The sequence below is a fragment of the Proteiniborus ethanoligenes genome (assembly GCF_900107485.1).
Classification (GTDB): domain Bacteria; phylum Bacillota; class Clostridia; order Tissierellales; family Proteiniboraceae; genus Proteiniborus; species Proteiniborus ethanoligenes.
Window position 1 is genome coordinate 1 of sequence record NZ_FNQE01000002.1, and the last position, 17,764, is coordinate 17,764.

Sequence of the window (17,764 nt, forward strand, 5' to 3'; positions counted from 1 at the left end):
AACCAGTAGGTCCAACTTTAGACGAATGATATTTTGGGAAACTAGACAAATCAATGATATCGAAGATTTTTTCATAAAATTTTGTTTTGCTATTAGATGTAAATAAATCAATGTTATTAAAGATTAATTGACGTTCAAACAAGGGCTTCGCCTCCTTAATATAATATTTGGTGGTACTTATATTATTTGACATAAAGAGGCGAAAACCCTTTTTGAAAATAGAAATATTTTTGAGTGATAAGAAAAAATCACTGTATAGAACACAGTGATTTCAAGCGTTGCAAGTTATGACAAACGCTATAATAACAAAAAATAAGGGGGTGTAACAATGAAGCATATTGGTACAATTATTGGAACTGCCATAGCTGGAATTTTTGTTATGAGTGTTTGGGGAGCATTTGCAGGAGCATATGGAATCGCTGGAGGATGGTTTGCAGGACTTATTATAATCGGAACAATGTGGTTCCTAAACCATGCAGTAGGTTTAGTTAATCAAGATGGTGCATTTGTAGACATGGCAGTAGGTATAGGTATGGCGGGTACAATGAGAGACGTATTTATGAACGGAGGACAGGTGTTTATCGATGCATTACCAACATTAATAATAGTTTTAATAGGTGGTATAGCTGGTGGATTTGCAGCGGCTAAGCTAGAGAAATATCTTGCAGCTAAATAAAACAGCAGATTCAAAGAAAAAGTTAATCGATAATACGAAATTTGTTAAAAGGGGGGTCAAATATGACATTTCAATATGGAATAGCTACATTTGTGGGAGCGTTTATATTCCCATTTCTAATTAGGCTCTTATGGGGCAAAATGTGCGAAAACTGGGGAAACATAGGGGGATGGATGGCAGCAGGCTTCATAGTTGGAACTGCTTGGACATTAAACCATGGTGTTAGTATGATTCATCAAACAGGTGCATGGATAGATATGGCTTGGGCAGCAGGAATCGGACTTTTCACAGCTTCAGTAGTGAGTGGAGATAAGTTTGGAAAGGGAGTTCCAAATTATATAGTAGCATTATTAGGAGGCACCTTAGGAGGATATATATTATCCTGCTTTTTATAACAAAAGCTTCTATTTTGTTATAAAAAACATGCTTGAATATTAGGTGCATAAGAACTAAACTTAAAATAGGAGGGTACGATATGGAAAAGAAATATGTTTTGGCCTTTGACCAGGGTACGACAAGCTCAAGAGCAGTACTATTTGACTATGATGGCAAAATAGTAGGAGTTGCTCAAAAAGAATTTACACAGATATATCCTAAAGCAGGATGGGTAGAGCATGATCCTATGGAAATATGGGGAACTCAAAGTGGAGTAGCTAGAGAAGTTTTAGAAACAGCAGGTGTTAGACCAGAAGAGGTTGCTGCAATAGGTATAACAAATCAAAGAGAAACTACAGTTGTGTGGGACAAAAACACAGGTAAACCAGTATATAACGCAATAGTCTGGCAATGCAGAAGAACTGCTTCTATATGCGATGCTTTAAAAGCTAGAGGACTTGAGGAATATATAAGAGAAAATACAGGACTTGTTGTAGATGCATACTTTTCAGGAACAAAGGTTAAGTGGATACTAGATAATGTAGAGGGAGCTAGAGAAAAAGCAGAAAGCGGAGATTTGTTATTTGGTAATATTGACACATGGCTTATCTGGAATCTTACAAGAGGGAAGGTTCATGTAACTGATTATTCAAATGCTTCCAGAACTATGCTTTATAATATAAGAGATCTTAAGTGGGATGATAAAATATTAGAAGAATTAAATATTCCAAAATCAATGCTTCCAGAAGCTAGACCATCTAGTGAAATCTATGGATACACAGATGAGGCTACATTTGGCGGAGCGATGATTCCTATAGCAGGTATAGCAGGAGACCAACAGGCTGCATTGTTCGGTCAGGCATGCTTCCAGCCTGGTATGGCTAAAAATACTTATGGAACTGGCTGCTTTATGCTTATGAATACAGGAGAAGAAATGGTTCCATCTAAGAATGGGCTTCTAACTACAATAGCTTGGGGAGTAGATGGAAAGGTTGAGTATGCATTAGAGGGAAGTATATTTATAGCTGGTGCAGTAGTTCAATGGTTAAGAGATGAACTAAAATTAATCGATAATGCAAAGGACAGCGAATATTTTGCAACAAGAGTAGAAGATAATAACGGGGTTTATTTGGTTCCAGCATTTGTTGGCTTAGGAGCTCCTTATTGGGATATGTATGCAAGAGGAACTATCGTAGGCTTAACTAGAGGAGCAAATAGAAATCATATTATTAGAGCAGCACTAGAATCTATTTGCTATCAAACAAGAGATGTTCTAGAGGCTATGCAGGATGATTCAGGCATAGATCTTCAAGCTCTAAAGGTAGATGGTGGAGCAGTAGCAAACAACTTCCTAATGCAGTTCCAATCAGATATATTAGGAGTTCCTGTTCATAGACCTGAAGTAATAGAAACTACAGCATTAGGTGCTGCGTACCTAGCAGGACTAGCGGTTGATTTCTGGGAAAGCAAAGAAGAAATAGCTAAGAAATGGAATGTTGATAGAGTATTTGAGTATGAAATGGACGAAGACAAGAAGAATGCATTATATGATGGATGGAAAAAGGCTGTAAGCAAGGCTCTTAAGTGGGAAGAAGCATAGGGCATAGAGTAAGCTTATAGCACAGATAAAAATTTTTAAATATTAGAAATAAGTCTAGAGCTAGAGAGCCGCACATTCTATACCTATGATAAATAGGGGTAGATTTGTGCGGTTTTATTTCTGTTGTATTAGCTCACATAAAAGGAGGGGGAGACATGTATGACATTGCAATAATAGGTGCAGGTGTAATAGGAGCATTTATTGCAAGAGAGTTAGCTAGATATGAGCTTAACATTGTATTAATAGACAAGGAAAATGATGTATCTAATGGAGCATCAAAGGCAAATAGTGCAATAATCCACGCTGGATATGATGCTAAACAGGGGACAAACATGGCAAGATTCAACTCAGTTGGAAATCCAATGTTCGACAAAATATGTGAGGAGCTAGATGTTGAGTTTAAAAGAATTGGTTCATTTGTTGTAGGCTTTAATGAGGATGATATGCAAACCATAGAGGAGTTGTATAAGCGGGGACTAGCCAACAATATAACGGGCTTAGAGATAATAGATGGTGATAAAGTAAGGGAAATGGAACCAAACTTAAACGAATCAATAGTAGGGGCCTTATATGCGCCTACCTGTGGAATCATTAGCCCATGGGAGCTAACCATAGCCTTAGTAGAAAACGCAGCTGATAACGGAGTAGAGATAATGCTAAATACTGAAGTGGTAGACATAAAAAGACTAGAATCAGGCTATAGAATATTTACAAATAAAGCTGAAATAGACTCTGAATATGTAATAAATTGTGCAGGAGTTTATGCAGATAAAATAAATAGCATGGTATCAAAGAACACATTTACAATAACACCAAGAAAGGGACAGTATTTTGTATTAGACAAAAGTGTGGGAGACTTTGTCAATACTGTAGTATTCCAATGTCCTACAAAGGTAGGGAAAGGCATACTGATAACTCCAACAATCCATGGAAATATGCTAATAGGGCCTGATGCAAAAGATATAGAGGACAAAGAAGATGTATCAACAACTACAGAAAGCCTAAACTATATAAAAGAAATCTCCAGAGATTCAGCTTCCAATGTACCCGTAAATAAAGTAATAACAACCTATGCAGGAATAAGAGCAGAGGTAAGCACTGGAGATTTTATTATTGGAGAAGCAAGTGATGCTAAAGGATTTATAAATGTTGCAGGTATAAAATCACCTGGCCTATCATCAGCACCAGCTATAGCAGAGTATGTAACCGGAATAGTGAAAGGTCTAACCCAAAATCTCAAGGAGAGAGATGATTTTAATCCAAGAAGGAGAAAGGTTATTAGATTTCATAAGCTAAATAGCATAGAAAAAGCAGAGCTAATTAAAAAAGAGCCTAGCTTTGGAAGGATAATATGCAGATGTGAAAACATCACAGAAGGAGAGATAATAGATATTATTAGGAGAAATGCAGGAGCAATTACAATAGATGGAGTTAAGAGAAGAGCTAGACCAGGAACAGGAAGATGTCAAGGAGGCTTCTGTGGGCCTAGAGTAGTTGAGATACTGGCTAGAGAGCTTAATAAAGATATAGATGAGATAGTAAAAGATAGAGAAAGCTCATATATATTAACGGGCAAAACTAATAAAGGAAAGGAATAAGGAGGTGGGGTGATGGAATACGATATTGTAGTTATAGGAGGCGGACCAGCAGGTTTAGCTGCAGCAGTAGAAGCAAAAAATAACGGAATCGACAGGGTCCTTATTATTGAAAGGGATAGAGAGCTTGGAGGTATATTAGGACAATGTATCCACAATGGATTTGGATTACATGAATTTAAGGAGGAATTAACTGGACCTGAATACGCTGAGAGATTTATAGAAAAGGTTAAGGAACTCCATATAGAATATAAGCTTAATACTATGGTACTAAATATATCAGAGGATAAAGTCATAAGTGCAATAAACTCAGTAGATGGGTTTATAAATATAAAAGCTAAAGCGATAATCCTTTCAATGGGGTGCAGAGAAAGAACGAGAGGAGCAATAAACATTCCTGGAACAAGACCATCAGGAATATTTACAGCAGGGACAGCTCAAAGATACATTAATATGGAAGGATATATGGTAGGGAAGAAGGTATTTATATTAGGCTCAGGAGACATTGGGCTTATAATGGCAAGACGCCTCACATTAGAAGGAGCAAAGGTTATTGGAGTAGCAGAGATAATGCCATACTCAGGAGGACTTACAAGAAATATTGTTCAGTGCCTTCATGACTATAACATACCATTATTGCTCAGCCATACTATAACTAGAATAGATGGAAGAGATAGAGTTGAAGGCATAGAAGTTTCAGGGGTAGACGAAAACAAAAGACCGATTTTAGGCACAGAAAAATATTATGAATGTGATACTCTTCTTCTTTCCGTAGGATTGATACCTGAAAATGAACTTTCAAATAGTGCTAATGTAAAGCTAGATAATATAACTGGTGGACCTATAGTAAACGAATCTATGGAAACAACCATAGAAGGAATATTTGCCTGTGGCAATGTGGTTCATGTTCATGATTTAGTTGATTATGTTAGTGAAGAAGGACGTAGAGCTGGAAAAAATGCTGCAAAATATATTGCTAAAGCCTTTAGAGAAACAGATAAAACCATTAGTGTAAAAGCAGGAAAAGGTATTAGATATATAGTACCTCAGGTAATAAGATTAAATAACCTAGATAATTCCCTAACTCTTTTCATGAGGTCAGATGATGTATATTCTAATGTTATCATGAATGTAAAGCTAGGCGAGGAAGCGATTAGAAGTGTTAAAAAGAGAAGCATTACTCCAGGAGAAATGGAGAGAGTAAATATAGATGTAAACCTCCTAAAGAATATTACGGAAGAGATATTAATAGTAGAGCTAGACAAGGAGGTACAGTAATATGGAAACCATATGCATAGTTTGTCCAATAGGATGTCGTTTACACATCCTTAAAGATGCAAATAGTTCTAAGGGATATATAGTCAAAGGCAACCAATGCAAAAGAGGAGAGGAGTATGGAATACTTGAAATGACTAACCCTACTAGAGTAATTACTTCTACCATCAAGATAAATAATGCACAGTTATGCAGATTACCTGTAAAAACCAACAGAGCAATACCAAAGGACATGAACTTTAAATGTATGAAACTTATAAATTCTTTAGAAGTTGATGCACCTGTAAGGATAGGTCAGATTATTGTAAAGGATATATTAGGCACTGGAGTAGATTTAATTGCTTCAAGGAGTATGGATTAAAAATTAGCGCTTTCAATACATATGTATATTAAAATCCTAGGTATATCCTAGGATTTTATATTGTTTAAAAACCTTGATTGATTCCTGTATATTAAAATATTGACAAAATTCTTACAAATATTATATATATGTATACATAAATAGATATATGAGGATATAATTATTATATATTGAACAAACATAAGGAGGAAAACAAGTGGGTAATAAAACAAAGCTATATTTACTTACAGGTTTTTTAGGAGCTGGAAAAACAACTTTTTTAACCAATATCTTAAATGACTTATCGGGAGAGAAAGTAGGAGTCATTATGAATGAGTTTGGGAAAGTAGGCATAGATGGAACGATTATAAAAAAAGAAGGCATGGAGCTTGTAGAAATAAATAGAGGCTCAATTTTCTGCTCATGTTTACAGCTTTCATTTGTGTCTGCACTTATGGAAATGGCAGATAGATCAATGGAATATGTTTTCGTTGAAAGCTCAGGATTAGCAGACCCATCCAATATAGGAGAGTTCTTAGAGGCTGTAGAGGTTGCAAAAGGACATGTGTACGAATATAGTGGAGCTATTTGTATAGTAGATGGAGTTAATTTTTTAGATCAAATAGAAGATATAGAAACCGTAGAAAGACAGCTCAGATTTTGCCACTTAGCAGTTATAAGCAAGGTTGATTTAATAGATGGAGAAACCTTAAATATAATTAAAGAAAAAATAAAGGAAATAAACTATAAAACAGAAATTGGAATCGCTACAAATGGGAAACTAGACTACAACTTTTTAGAAAAAAATCTTATGGAGAATCATTGGGCAGACTCAGAAGACACTACAAATTCTCCAGAGAATAAACCTAAGACTCTGACTTTAACCTATGAAGGAGAAATGAATAAGGAAAAGCTAGTTCGATTTTTAGATATGATTAAGCAGCATAGCTATAGAATAAAAGGTTTCTTTAAGCTTGAAGATGGATGGAATCAAGTCGATGTAGTTGGCAGAAAGATTGATTTTAAGGCTACTGACAGAGAAGAACCTATCTCTCAATTAGTAATAATATCGAGAGTAGGACCACAAATAATAAAGCCAATATTTAATGCTTGGGAAGAAATAGTAGGCGAGGAAATGAAGTTAAGATAACATAACAAACATATAACTATTGAAGTTTGGATACTTTTTGATTATAGAAAAACATCTTAAATATTAAAAGTTTAAGGAGGAAAACATATGATCATTAAAATACTTGGCACAGGATGTTCTAAATGCGATAAATTAGAAGAAAATGCAAAAAAAGCAGTAAAAGAACTAGGGATAGATGCGACAGTAGAAAAAATATCTGATATTAGAGAAATGGTAGCATATGGAGTTATGCAAACCCCTTCTCTTGTAGTTGATGATGAAGTTAAAGTTGTAGGTAAGGTCATATCATCAGAGGAGATTAAAAAATACTTAAGATAATAAAAGGCAGTGATAATATGATGTGGGAAGATAAAAGATATCTTTCTTTTAACTATGAAATGAAAAGGCTGTTTAATTCTAAAGTAATTAAGCTATCCTTAGATGGAGGCTTCACTTGCCCAAATAGGGATGGAACCATAGGTGATAAGGGATGTATCTTTTGTGGAGAAGAAGGCTCAGGTGAATTTGCAGCATCTAGAAGTTTAAGCTTAGAAAAACAGATAGAGAGCCAAAAAGAGCTTTTATCAAAAAAGTGGAGTGAAGGTAAATATATTGCCTATTTTCAGAACTTCACCAACACCTACTCTACCTATGAGGATTTAAAGCAGAAATACAATTTAGCCATATCACAAGAGGGTGTAGTAGGACTTGCCATTGCTACAAGGCCAGATTGCTTAACCGAAGAAATACTAGAACTACTAGAGGAAATCAATAAGAAAACTTTTCTCTGGGTAGAGCTTGGATTACAATCAATTCACGAAAGAACTATAAAACTTATTAGGAGGGGGTATCCTCTAGAGACTTATGATGAAGCTATAAAACAGCTTAACAAAAGAAATATTAAGGTGGTGACTCACATAATATTTGGTCTTCCCAATGAGTCAAGAGAAGAGATTCTATCTACAGTAAAATATGTAGCCAATACAAACACTTGGGGTGTAAAGCTTCACTTGCTATATATACAAAGGGATACTGATCTCCACGAATATTATAAAAAATCTCCCTTTCATATATTAACTCGTGAAGAATATATATCTTTAATAGTAGATAGTATAGAGCAGCTACGGTCAAACATGGTTATTCATAGATTAACAGGAGATTGCAAAAGAGCATTGTTAGTAGAGCCTTTATGGAGCTTAGACAAGCTTAGAGTACTATCAGGCATTGATATGGAGCTTAAAAGAAGGAATAGCTACCAGGGTATTGCCTGGGAAAAGTAAACAATGGGGGAGATTTAAGTGATAATTTATAAAAGGTGTACAGAGGTAGATGTAGATACTATATTTCGTGGGTTTCAAATAGGATTTTCTGATTATATTATTAAAACAGAAATGCCAAAGGATTTTTTCGTTAAACGTTTTTTTGGACCAGAAGGCAATAGCTACGAGCATTCTATTATAGCCCTTGATGGAGATGAGCCAGTAGGGCTTAACTTAGGGGGCATAAAAACATATGAAGGTATAAAAACACTTAGATGTGGTGCTCTTTGCATTCATCCAGATTATAGAGGCACTGAGGTAGGAAAAAAGCTTTTTCATCTTCATAAGGAAATAGCCTTAAACAATGGATGTAAGCAAATGTTTCTAGAGGTTATAGTAGGCAATGATCGTGCGATTAACTTCTACAAAAGCAAGGGCTACGAAAAGGTTTATGATATATTCTATTATTCTCACGATAATCCTTTAGAGCTGGAGGCTTTTATCCCAGACACTGTAAGCATCAGAGAAATAGATATAAACACTCTAAGAACCTTAAGCCATCAAATCACAGACATACATATTAATTGGCAGAATGATTTTGATTATATTGAGAAGCTAGAAGAACAGGTTCATTATGGCGTATTTAAGAGTGATAAGCTTATGGGAGGTTTAAGCATTCATACAAGGGGTAAGATTAGTTTTATTTGGATTAGTCCTGAGCTACGTCATCAGGACATAGGGAAGAGTCTTATAAGCTATGCAGTAAGAGAGCTTAATATAGGAAAGCTAATGATAAGCTTCTCTAACAATGCAAATCTTCTAGGCTTTGTAAAACGTCTTAGCTTTACTAAAGATTTGATTTCACAATATGAAATGTATCATACATTATAAAATATTAAGGGGGACAATACATGAGGATTGAAACTGAAAGATTATATCTGCGTCATTTTAATTTGGAAAAGGACTTAGAAGCCTATGCTCTTATTATGGGAGAAGATGAGGTTGGTAAGTGGCTTCCAAAGGGAGAGGGGCATACCTTAGAAGAGACAGAAAGATTTATGAATTATATATTAAAGCATTGGGAGAAATACAATTATGGTATATGGGCTGTTGTAGATAAGGAAAGTGACTGCTTATTAGGCCATTGTGGATTGAACTTTATTAGTGACTTATCAGAAACAGAGGTTTTATACGCATTTGGAAAGCATGCTAGAGGAAAGGGCTATGCTACAGAAGCAGCAAAAGCATCTCTTAAATATGCATTTGAAAAACTAGATTTTGACCATATAATAGCTCTAGCAAAGTATTTAAATAAAGCCTCAATAAATGTAATAGAAAAGCTAGGGCTTAAGTACATAAAAGATATAGAGCTTTTTGGATTAGAGCTTAAATATTTTAATATTACTAAAGAGGAATACGAGAGTCTTGAAAAGTAGAAGGTGTAGATGTAGAAGAAGAGAAAGGATCCATGAATAAGGATTCTTTTTTTATTTATAAAAAATATATTTAGAATGAACTTTTTCTATAATGATATACTCTTATATATGAAAGAGGGTGTAAAGGTGGACATAGAGATACAAGTGAGAAAAGCAAAAAAAGGTGATAAAGAAGCACTAGTTGGATTAATTATGGCTCAAAAACAGGAATACTATAAGCTGGCTTTTATATACATGAAAAACAAAGAAGATGCATTAGATGCTATGTCAGAAATGATATTAATTTTATATGAAAAGATTTATCAGCTAAAAAAGCCAGAGGCCTTTTATAGCTGGAGTAAAACTATTTTAGTGAACTGCTGTAAAAAGCTTTTAAAGGACAAAAGCAAGACAATTCCCTTAGATAACACTGTAGAAGAAGGCTGTGAAGCTAGATTAAAAGAAAAAGAAGAACAGCTTTTAGTAGAGGAACATTTATCAAGGTTAAATGAAAAGCACCAAGAGGTTATAAAGCTTAGATATTATTTAGACTTAGATTATCAGACCATAGCGGAGATATTAAAAATACCTTTAGGAACAGTAAAATCACGTATTTCTATAGGTCTTAACAAATTAAAGGAAAGCCTTGGAGGTGATTATTATGAAAGACATTGAGAAAATATTAATTGAGAATAAGAATGATATAAACAAAATTCAAGTACCAGAGGAGCTAGAATCCAGGTTATATAAAGCGTTAGAAAGCAGCTCTTCACCTAAAGTAAAGAAGAGAAACTGGAAACCCATAGTAGCAGCTGCTTGTATCCTATTTTTGCTGATTGGGTACAATTTTAATGCTCTTGCATACTATGGGAAAAAACTTCTTGGATACGACCAAGTAATGAATGGAACTCTAAGACAGTTAAATGAATTAGGAAAGGGTCAGCCCATAGGGAAAAGCTATACTTTCAAAAACGGTTTATCTGTAATACTAGATGGGATAATGGTTGACGAAAACCAGTTTTTAGCTTTCTATACGGTTAAGGACCCAAAGGGGAATGTTGATCATATTCTTGGTCCACGTATGATTATAAAAGGATTTTTTAAAGAATATTATCCAAAGAGCGGACAGGGTGAAATGAATGATGAAAAAACCGAAATAAATTGGATTCATAGCTTCGAAAAACCTTCTGCATTTGAGAAAACATTAAGATTAGAGCTTGTATTATTTGATAAGAATAGCAGCGAAAAAGGAGAGATTAGCTTTAAGGTTGATCCAAGCAAGGCAATGGGTCACACATTAAAACAAAGCATAAATAAAACCATAAAAGCTGGGGATACAAAAATCCATTTAGAATCAATAGTGGCATCTCCAACAAAAACTGTTTTATACGGCTCAATACAAAACATTATAGAACTAGGAAAGGAACAAATACTAGGTGAAAGACTTCGTCCTAAAAATATAGATATAAAATTAATTGCAAATGATCAAGAAATAGACCATCAAGGTGGGGGAATAAGTACAGATATGAAGGGCATTAGATTTCACAGTGAATATGATGCTTTGCCAGAGGACTTAGAATCCATTAAGTTAAATATTGTAAGCTTTTCTGTGGATAGAGATGTGAACAAGAAGGTAGACATTGACAAAGAATCCAATAATCAAGAAATACAAGCCTTAGGACAAAATATACAGATAAATGAAATATCCCAATCAGAAGGAAACACATACGTTACAATAACTACTAGAGATGATATAATCCTTACGAAAGTAGGACTTATAGTAGATGGAGAAAGAGTAGCACTTGAAGAAACTATTAATAGTGACATTGAAAAGCTAAAGGATGGAAGCATTATGCATACTAGAACTCTACGCTTTCCTCAAATAGGTGATAATTATAAATTAAGCGTAGAAAAAATGACTTATACAGAACCATATAACAAAACTATTGACATACCTATAGACTAAAATCTTAGTATTAAAGCATGAGATAAAAAAGAAGTGCAAATAGGACAAAGAAAATTTCTTTGTCTTATTTGTTTGCATATTTTCTTTATTCTATATACTTATGCTATTTCAAAAACAAAAAATAGCAGGAAAGATACAGCTTTTATAGAAGTATTAAGTTAATAAGCTAGAAAATTGTTATAATTTTAAATACTATACTAAGGGGAGGACAAAATGGATAGAAAAGTAAGATGTCAGGGTATTATTTTAAAGGATGGATGCATTCTCATATTGAAGCAGTATAATTACCGTAGAAAAGAAGAATACTGGATGCTCCCTGGAGGTGGTCTAGAAAACAATGAAACAGAAGAGGAATGTATTAAGCGTGAGATTGAAGAGGAAACAAATTTAGCTGTTGATATTATAGAGGTATTATTTGATGATAATAGAGAAGGTAGTGATGTGTATAAAAGATATGTTACGTTCCTCTGTATTCCTAAAAAGGACAGTGTAGAAAAAATAGGAACAGAAATGGTTTCTTATAGAAAAATACTAGAATTAGTGTGGTGCCCCCTAGATGATGAAGGTAAATGGAATGATAATATAAAAAGAGAGCAATTCTTTCCATCTATGAAGCGTATCAAGGATAAGCTAATAAGTATGGGTGTTATTTAAATATATGTTGAACTGGAGTGAATGAAAATTGAGAAAAGATAAATTAACAAAAATAGTTGCTGTACTTACTGTAATAACTGGATTGATAACTGTTATAAGATTGGGATTTAATTTTTTACTACCTATGTATTTATCTTATAAATTGAATAAAGATGTAAATAATGCAAGCTCCATAGGAATTATAGGCGGTGCAGATGGACCAACAGCTATTTTTATTGCAAGCCAACCATCTTTTAATTTAGCTATAGGCATATTTTCATTGCTTACAATAGCAGGGATTATATACTTATTTATTGTTAAAAGATCAATGAAATAGTAATAAATTTAAGAAAAGAATTATATAAATGATAAAATAATCGAAAAAACAAATGCATACCACAAGTTATTAAATAGGGAATAGGATTTTTAGCACGTATTTAATCTAAAGTAAGGGTGATATAATGAGGTTTTTTAATGTTTTTTATCTACATATAATACAAATGCGATAGGAAACATGCCCATCCTGTCGCATTTGCTCTTTTTTAATACATGTGTTATAAAGAAAATATAAACCAATGAATAGGAAGGAAAGATAATATGAACCTTATGAGCATAGAGAATCTTTCAAAAAGCTATAGTGAAAAGCAATTGCTTAATAATATAAGCTTTGGAATAAATGAAGGCGACAAAATAGGTGTTATAGGAGTAAATGGAACAGGGAAGTCTACATTGTTAAAAATAATAGCAGGAGTAGAAACGCCAGATGAAGGAAGGATAATAAAAGGCAGCTCAGTTAGGATAGAATACCTTTCACAAAATCCTGATTTTGATCCTGAAGCCACAGTTCTAGGACAGGTTTTCAAGGGTAACTCAGATGTTATGAGAATAATTAGAGAATATGAAAAGGCTGTTCAAAATCCAGATACTCCAGTTGAAATAATTACAAAGCTTACAAGTGATATGGACGCAGCAAACGCATGGCAAATAGAAAGCGAAGCAAAGGCAGTACTGACAAAGCTAGGGATATTAGATTTTGGAGTAAAGGTAGGTACATTATCAGGAGGACAAAGAAAGAGAATAGCATTAGCATCCGCCCTGATAAACCCCGCTGAATTACTTATTTTAGATGAACCAACCAACCATCTGGACAATGATACAATAGATTGGCTAGAGGAATATCTAAGCAAGAGAAAAGGCGCCCTTTTAATGGTAACTCATGATAGATATTTTTTAGATAGAGTAGTTAATGGAATAGTTCAATTGGACAATGGAAATCTTCACATGTACAAGGGGAACTATAATTATTATCTGGAGAAAAAACTAGAAAGAGAAGAAATGGAAGCAGCCACCGAAAGAAAAAGGCAAAGCTTATTGAGAAAAGAGCTAGCATGGATAATGAGAGGCGCAAAGGCACGAACTACTAAACAAAAAGCAAGAATAGAGCGTTTTGAAAATCTAAATGAGAAAGCCATAGACTTAACTGATGAGAAGCTAGATATATCAGTAGCAAGTAGCCGTCTTGGAAGAAAGGTAATAGAGTTAGAGCATATCAATAAGTCCTTTGATGATAAAAAAGTAATAGATGATTTTAGCTACACAGTCTTAAGAGATGACAGAGTGGGAATAATAGGTCCGAATGGAAGCGGAAAATCAACACTTATTAACATAATAAGTAAAAGACTAGAGCCTGATAATGGGAAGGTAGACATAGGAGAAACAGTAAGGATCGGAGTATTCTCTCAAGAAACCTATCATATGGATGATAGCTTAAGAGTTATAGAATATATTAGAGAAGGTGGGGAGTTTTTATCTACAGCAGAGGGTCAAAAAATAAGTGCTTCACAAATGCTGGAGAGATTCTTATTCTCTTCTCATGAGCAATGGACTCAGGTAGCTAAGCTTTCTGGTGGAGAAAAAAGAAGATTACATTTATTGAGAGTACTTATGGATGCTCCAAATGTACTCCTTTTAGACGAGCCAACCAATGATTTAGATATTGAAACTCTTACAATATTAGAGGATTACCTAGAGGACTTTCAGGGAGCAGTTATTGCTGTTTCTCACGATAGATACTTTTTAGATAAAATGGTAGAGAAAATCTTTGTTTTCGGTGAAAATGGAAGGATAAAACAATATACGGGTAACTATACGGGAATTAAAGAAGATTACTATACAGACAGTGATGACAACATTCACAATTCAACATCAGGAAAGAACAAAGATGTCTCTAATAAGGATTTTAGTCAATCCAGCAAGAGCAGCTCCGAAAAAGCAAGAGAAAAGCCACTGAAATTCACATATAAAGAACAAATAGAGTATGAAAAAATAGATGACATAATTGCACAATTAGAAGAAAAAATACAGGGTGTAGAGGAGGCTATTAACCAGGCGTCCGCTGATTATATTCTTCTACAAGAGCTATTAGCCCAAAAAGAGGAACTAGAAAATGAGCTAGATGAAAAAATGCAAAGATGGATTTATTTAAACGAATTAGCTGAAAGAATTGAAAATAACAAGAGACAATAGTTTCGCTGAAAGGAATGTAGATATGAGTAAAACTTTAGTATTAGCTGAAAAACCAAGTGTAGCTAGGGATATAGCAAAGGTTTTAAACTGCAATAATCAAAGAAATGGATTTTTGGAAGGAAATAAATATGTAGTAACTTGGGCCTTAGGTCATTTAGTTACATTAGCAGATCCTGAGGAATACGACAAAAGGTATAAGGAATGGAAGCTTGAGGACTTACCTATGCTTCCTTCACCACTTAAGCTAGTTGTCATAAGACAAAGTGGGAAACAATTTCAAACTGTTAAGGAGCAAATGCATAGGAAAGATATAAATGAAATTGTAATAGCTACTGATGCAGGAAGAGAAGGAGAGCTTGTTGCAAGATGGATAATAGAAAAGGCCAATGTAAGGAAGCCCATTAAACGACTTTGGATATCTTCAGTTACAGATAAGGCTATAAAAGAAGGCTTTAGCAAATTAAAGGATGGAAAAGAATACGAAAATCTTTATGCATCAGCGGTAGCACGTGCTGAAGCTGATTGGATAGTAGGCATAAATGCTACTCGTGCCCTAACCTGCAAATATAATGCACAACTATCCTGTGGAAGAGTCCAGACTCCAACTCTTGCCATGATTGCAAAGCGAGAAGAGGAAATACAGAACTTTAAGTCTAGAGACTATTATGGACTTATAGCTTTATCAAAAGACTTAACCTTGACATGGCAGGATAATCATACAAAAGATATAAAAACCTTTGATAAAGACAAATGCCATAAAATACTTTCAACTATTAAAGGCAAGGATGCAGAGGTAATAAATGTTGAAAAATCCTATAAAAAAAGCTTCTCTCCTGGACTATATGATTTAACAGAATTACAGAGAGATGCAAATAGGATATTTGGATATTCAGCAAAGGAAACATTATCTATTATGCAAAGACTATATGAGAGTTACAAGGTACTTACTTATCCAAGAACTGACTCTAGATATATTTCTAGAGATATAGTAGATACCTTGAAGGACAGAATAAAAGCCTGCAGTGTAGGACCGTATACAGCTATAGCCTCTAAGCTCTTAAGAAGCTCTATAAAAGAGAATAAATCCTTTGTTGACGATAGTAAGGTTTCTGACCATCATGCTATTATACCAACAGAGCAGAAGGTTTTGTTAAGCGAACTAAATGATAGAGAACGAAAGATATATGACTTAGTTGTAAAGAGATTTTTAGCAGTATTGTATCCTCCATTTGAATATGAAGAGACTTCCATAAAAGCTAAGATTGGAGATGAGAGCTTTATTGCTAAAGGAAAGACAGTCATAGCTCAGGGCTGGAAGGAAGTATATTCAAATAACTTTGAAGAAGATACTGAAGAGGATATGGGAGAACAAATATTGCCCAATATAAATAAAGGAGAGACACTTAAAATTTCCTCAATTACACAGACAAAGGGTAAGACTAAGCCCCCAGCACCTTTTAATGAAGGAACCTTGCTTTCAGCTATGGAAAATCCTAAAAGGTATATGGAGGGTGAAGACAAATCTCTAATTAAGATAATAGGAGAAGCAGGTGGTATAGGTACAGTAGCCACAAGAGCAGATATTATTGAAAAGTTATTTAATACATTTTTAATAGAAAAGAAGGGAAAGGATATATTCATTACGTCTAAAGGAAAACAGCTTCTTGAGCTAGTACCAGAAGACCTAAAATCACCAACACTAACAGCAGAGTGGGAGCAAAAGCTAGGAGCTATTTCAAAGGGGAAATTAAACAAAAATGCTTTTATAAACGAAATGAAAAGCTATGCTAAAGTGGTTGTAGAAGAGATAAAGATAAGCGAAGACACATTTAGACATGACAATCTTACCAGAACTAAATGCCCTGAGTGTGGGAAGTATATGCTTGAGGTAAACGGAAAAAAGGGCAAGATGCTCATATGCCAGGATAGAGAGTGTGGACACAGAAAAAACATTTCTAAAGAAACAAATGCTAGATGTCCGAATTGCAGAAAGAAGCTCCAGCTTCATGGAGAGGGAGAAGGACAAATATTTGTATGTAGCTGCGGATATAGGGAAAAATTATCAGCTTTTAACGAGAGAAGAAAGGAATCAAAGAATACAGTTTCAAAAAGAGATGTATCAAGGTATCTTAGAGAACAAGGCAAAAGCAACGATGAGCCGATTAACTCAGCTCTTGCAGATGCGTTGTCTAAGCTTAAGCTAAAATAAGCATGTTTATGAAACAAGTTAGGATACAGTTAAGGTAGAGGTTTAAGCAGAGGTGTTATTAATGTATAAAATTATGGTAATTGAAGATGATAAAAAGCTTCAAGAGCTAATAAAAAACCATCTAGAGAAGTACGGGTATGAAACCTGTATAGTGGAAGATTTCTCGCAGATTAAAAAAGAGTTTATTAATCATAGCCCTCATTTAGTTCTAATGGATATTAACCTACCGTACTATGATGGCTTCTACTGGTGTAGAGATATAAGGACTGTTTCTAAGGTGCCTATTATATTCATTTCAGCCAGAGGCTCAGATATGGATCAGGTCATGGCTATAGAAAATGGGGGAGATGATTATATAACCAAGCCATTTTCCTATGATTTGCTTATAGTAAAAATAAAGGGAGTTATTAGAAGGGTTTATGGAGAGTACTCTGAAAATAATCATAACGAGGTATATGAAGTAGATGGCTTGTATATGCACGTTCACCAGAATATTATAGAGTATAGTGGCAGAAAAACTGAGCTTAGCAGTAAAGAATTTTTGCTGCTGTATTCTCTGCTTAAAAGTGTTAACCAGATAGTTTCAAGAGAAGAGCTGCTAGAAATACTATGGAATGATATAGACTTTGTAGATGATAATACGCTTTCAGTAAACATTACAAGACTTAGAAAAAGATTAGAGGAAATAGGAATAGATGATGCTATAGAGACCAAAAGAGGACAGGGCTACAAGATGGTAAGCAACTGGAGCAGATAGATGATAATA

General features: G+C 34.4%; 18 protein-coding genes. All 18 read left to right on the top strand.

Annotated elements, in window-relative coordinates; translation table 11 throughout:
* The first annotated feature begins 328 nt into the window (after positions 1–328).
* Complete coding sequence (locus BLV37_RS01005) at positions 329–676, top strand: Lin0368 family putative glycerol transporter subunit (protein WP_091726022.1); 348 nt, start codon at positions 329–331, stop codon at positions 674–676.
* A 62-nt stretch (positions 677–738) separates the two neighbouring features.
* Positions 739–1,071, top strand: a complete 333-nt coding sequence (locus BLV37_RS01010) for a Lin0368 family putative glycerol transporter subunit (protein ID WP_091726024.1) — start codon at positions 739–741, stop codon at positions 1,069–1,071.
* An 80-nt stretch (positions 1,072–1,151) separates the two neighbouring features.
* Entirely contained in the window at positions 1,152–2,651 is a 1,500-nt protein-coding gene (gene glpK / locus BLV37_RS01015; protein ID WP_091726026.1) for a glycerol kinase GlpK, read from the top strand.
* Positions 2,652–2,806: 155 nt separating this feature from the next.
* Positions 2,807–4,249 carry an NAD(P)/FAD-dependent oxidoreductase gene (locus BLV37_RS01020; RefSeq protein WP_091726029.1) on the top strand — a complete coding sequence of 481 codons (1,443 nt, stop codon included), beginning with the start codon at positions 2,807–2,809 and terminating at the stop codon, positions 4,247–4,249.
* Positions 4,250–4,261: 12 nt separating this feature from the next.
* Complete coding sequence (locus BLV37_RS01025; protein ID WP_091726032.1) at positions 4,262–5,524, top strand: NAD(P)/FAD-dependent oxidoreductase; 1,263 nt, start codon at positions 4,262–4,264, stop codon at positions 5,522–5,524.
* Position 5,525: 1 nt separating this feature from the next.
* Positions 5,526–5,882 (top strand): DUF1667 domain-containing protein, encoded by a 357-nt coding sequence (locus BLV37_RS01030; protein WP_091726035.1) that lies wholly within the window; start codon positions 5,526–5,528, stop codon positions 5,880–5,882.
* Positions 5,883–6,078: 196 nt separating this feature from the next.
* A complete protein-coding gene (locus tag BLV37_RS01035; protein ID WP_091726037.1) occupies positions 6,079–7,011 on the top strand; it encodes a CobW family GTP-binding protein in 933 nt (310 codons plus the stop codon).
* Positions 7,012–7,098: 87 nt separating this feature from the next.
* A complete protein-coding gene (locus BLV37_RS01040) occupies positions 7,099–7,329 on the top strand; it encodes a thioredoxin family protein (RefSeq protein WP_091726040.1) in 231 nt (76 codons plus the stop codon).
* Between the two features lie 17 nt (positions 7,330–7,346).
* Positions 7,347–8,270: a tRNA modification radical SAM protein MnmL/YtqA gene (gene mnmL, locus BLV37_RS01045; protein WP_091726043.1), complete on the top strand. Its 924-nt coding sequence runs from the start codon at positions 7,347–7,349 to the stop codon at positions 8,268–8,270.
* A gap of 18 nt (positions 8,271–8,288) precedes the next feature.
* Positions 8,289–9,140 carry a GNAT family N-acetyltransferase gene (locus tag BLV37_RS01050; RefSeq protein ID WP_091726046.1) on the top strand — a complete coding sequence of 284 codons (852 nt, stop codon included), beginning with the start codon at positions 8,289–8,291 and terminating at the stop codon, positions 9,138–9,140.
* Positions 9,141–9,160: 20 nt separating this feature from the next.
* On the top strand, positions 9,161–9,685 hold the full coding sequence (locus BLV37_RS01055; protein WP_091726048.1) for a GNAT family N-acetyltransferase: 525 nt from the start codon (positions 9,161–9,163) through the stop codon (positions 9,683–9,685).
* A 192-nt stretch (positions 9,686–9,877) separates the two neighbouring features.
* Positions 9,878–10,339: an RNA polymerase sigma factor gene (locus BLV37_RS01060; protein ID WP_425287115.1), complete on the top strand. Its 462-nt coding sequence runs from the start codon at positions 9,878–9,880 to the stop codon at positions 10,337–10,339.
* Positions 10,326–11,630, top strand: a complete 1,305-nt coding sequence (locus tag BLV37_RS01065) for a DUF4179 domain-containing protein (protein ID WP_091726052.1) — start codon at positions 10,326–10,328, stop codon at positions 11,628–11,630. Before BLV37_RS01060 ends, BLV37_RS01065 begins: the two co-directional genes overlap by 14 nt.
* Positions 11,631–11,843: 213 nt before the next feature.
* Positions 11,844–12,284, top strand: a complete 441-nt coding sequence (locus BLV37_RS01070; protein WP_091726055.1) for an NUDIX domain-containing protein — start codon at positions 11,844–11,846, stop codon at positions 12,282–12,284.
* Between the two features lie 28 nt (positions 12,285–12,312).
* Positions 12,313–12,600 (top strand): sodium ion-translocating decarboxylase subunit beta, encoded by a 288-nt coding sequence (locus tag BLV37_RS01075; RefSeq protein WP_091726057.1) that lies wholly within the window; start codon positions 12,313–12,315, stop codon positions 12,598–12,600.
* Between the two features lie 260 nt (positions 12,601–12,860).
* Complete coding sequence (locus BLV37_RS01080; RefSeq protein ID WP_091726060.1) at positions 12,861–14,789, top strand: ABC-F family ATP-binding cassette domain-containing protein; 1,929 nt, start codon at positions 12,861–12,863, stop codon at positions 14,787–14,789.
* Between the two features lie 22 nt (positions 14,790–14,811).
* Complete coding sequence (locus BLV37_RS01085; RefSeq protein ID WP_091726493.1) at positions 14,812–16,998, top strand: DNA topoisomerase III; 2,187 nt, start codon at positions 14,812–14,814, stop codon at positions 16,996–16,998.
* A 61-nt stretch (positions 16,999–17,059) separates the two neighbouring features.
* A complete protein-coding gene (locus tag BLV37_RS01090; protein ID WP_091726064.1) occupies positions 17,060–17,755 on the top strand; it encodes a response regulator transcription factor in 696 nt (231 codons plus the stop codon).
* Positions 17,756–17,764 lie beyond the last annotated feature (9 nt).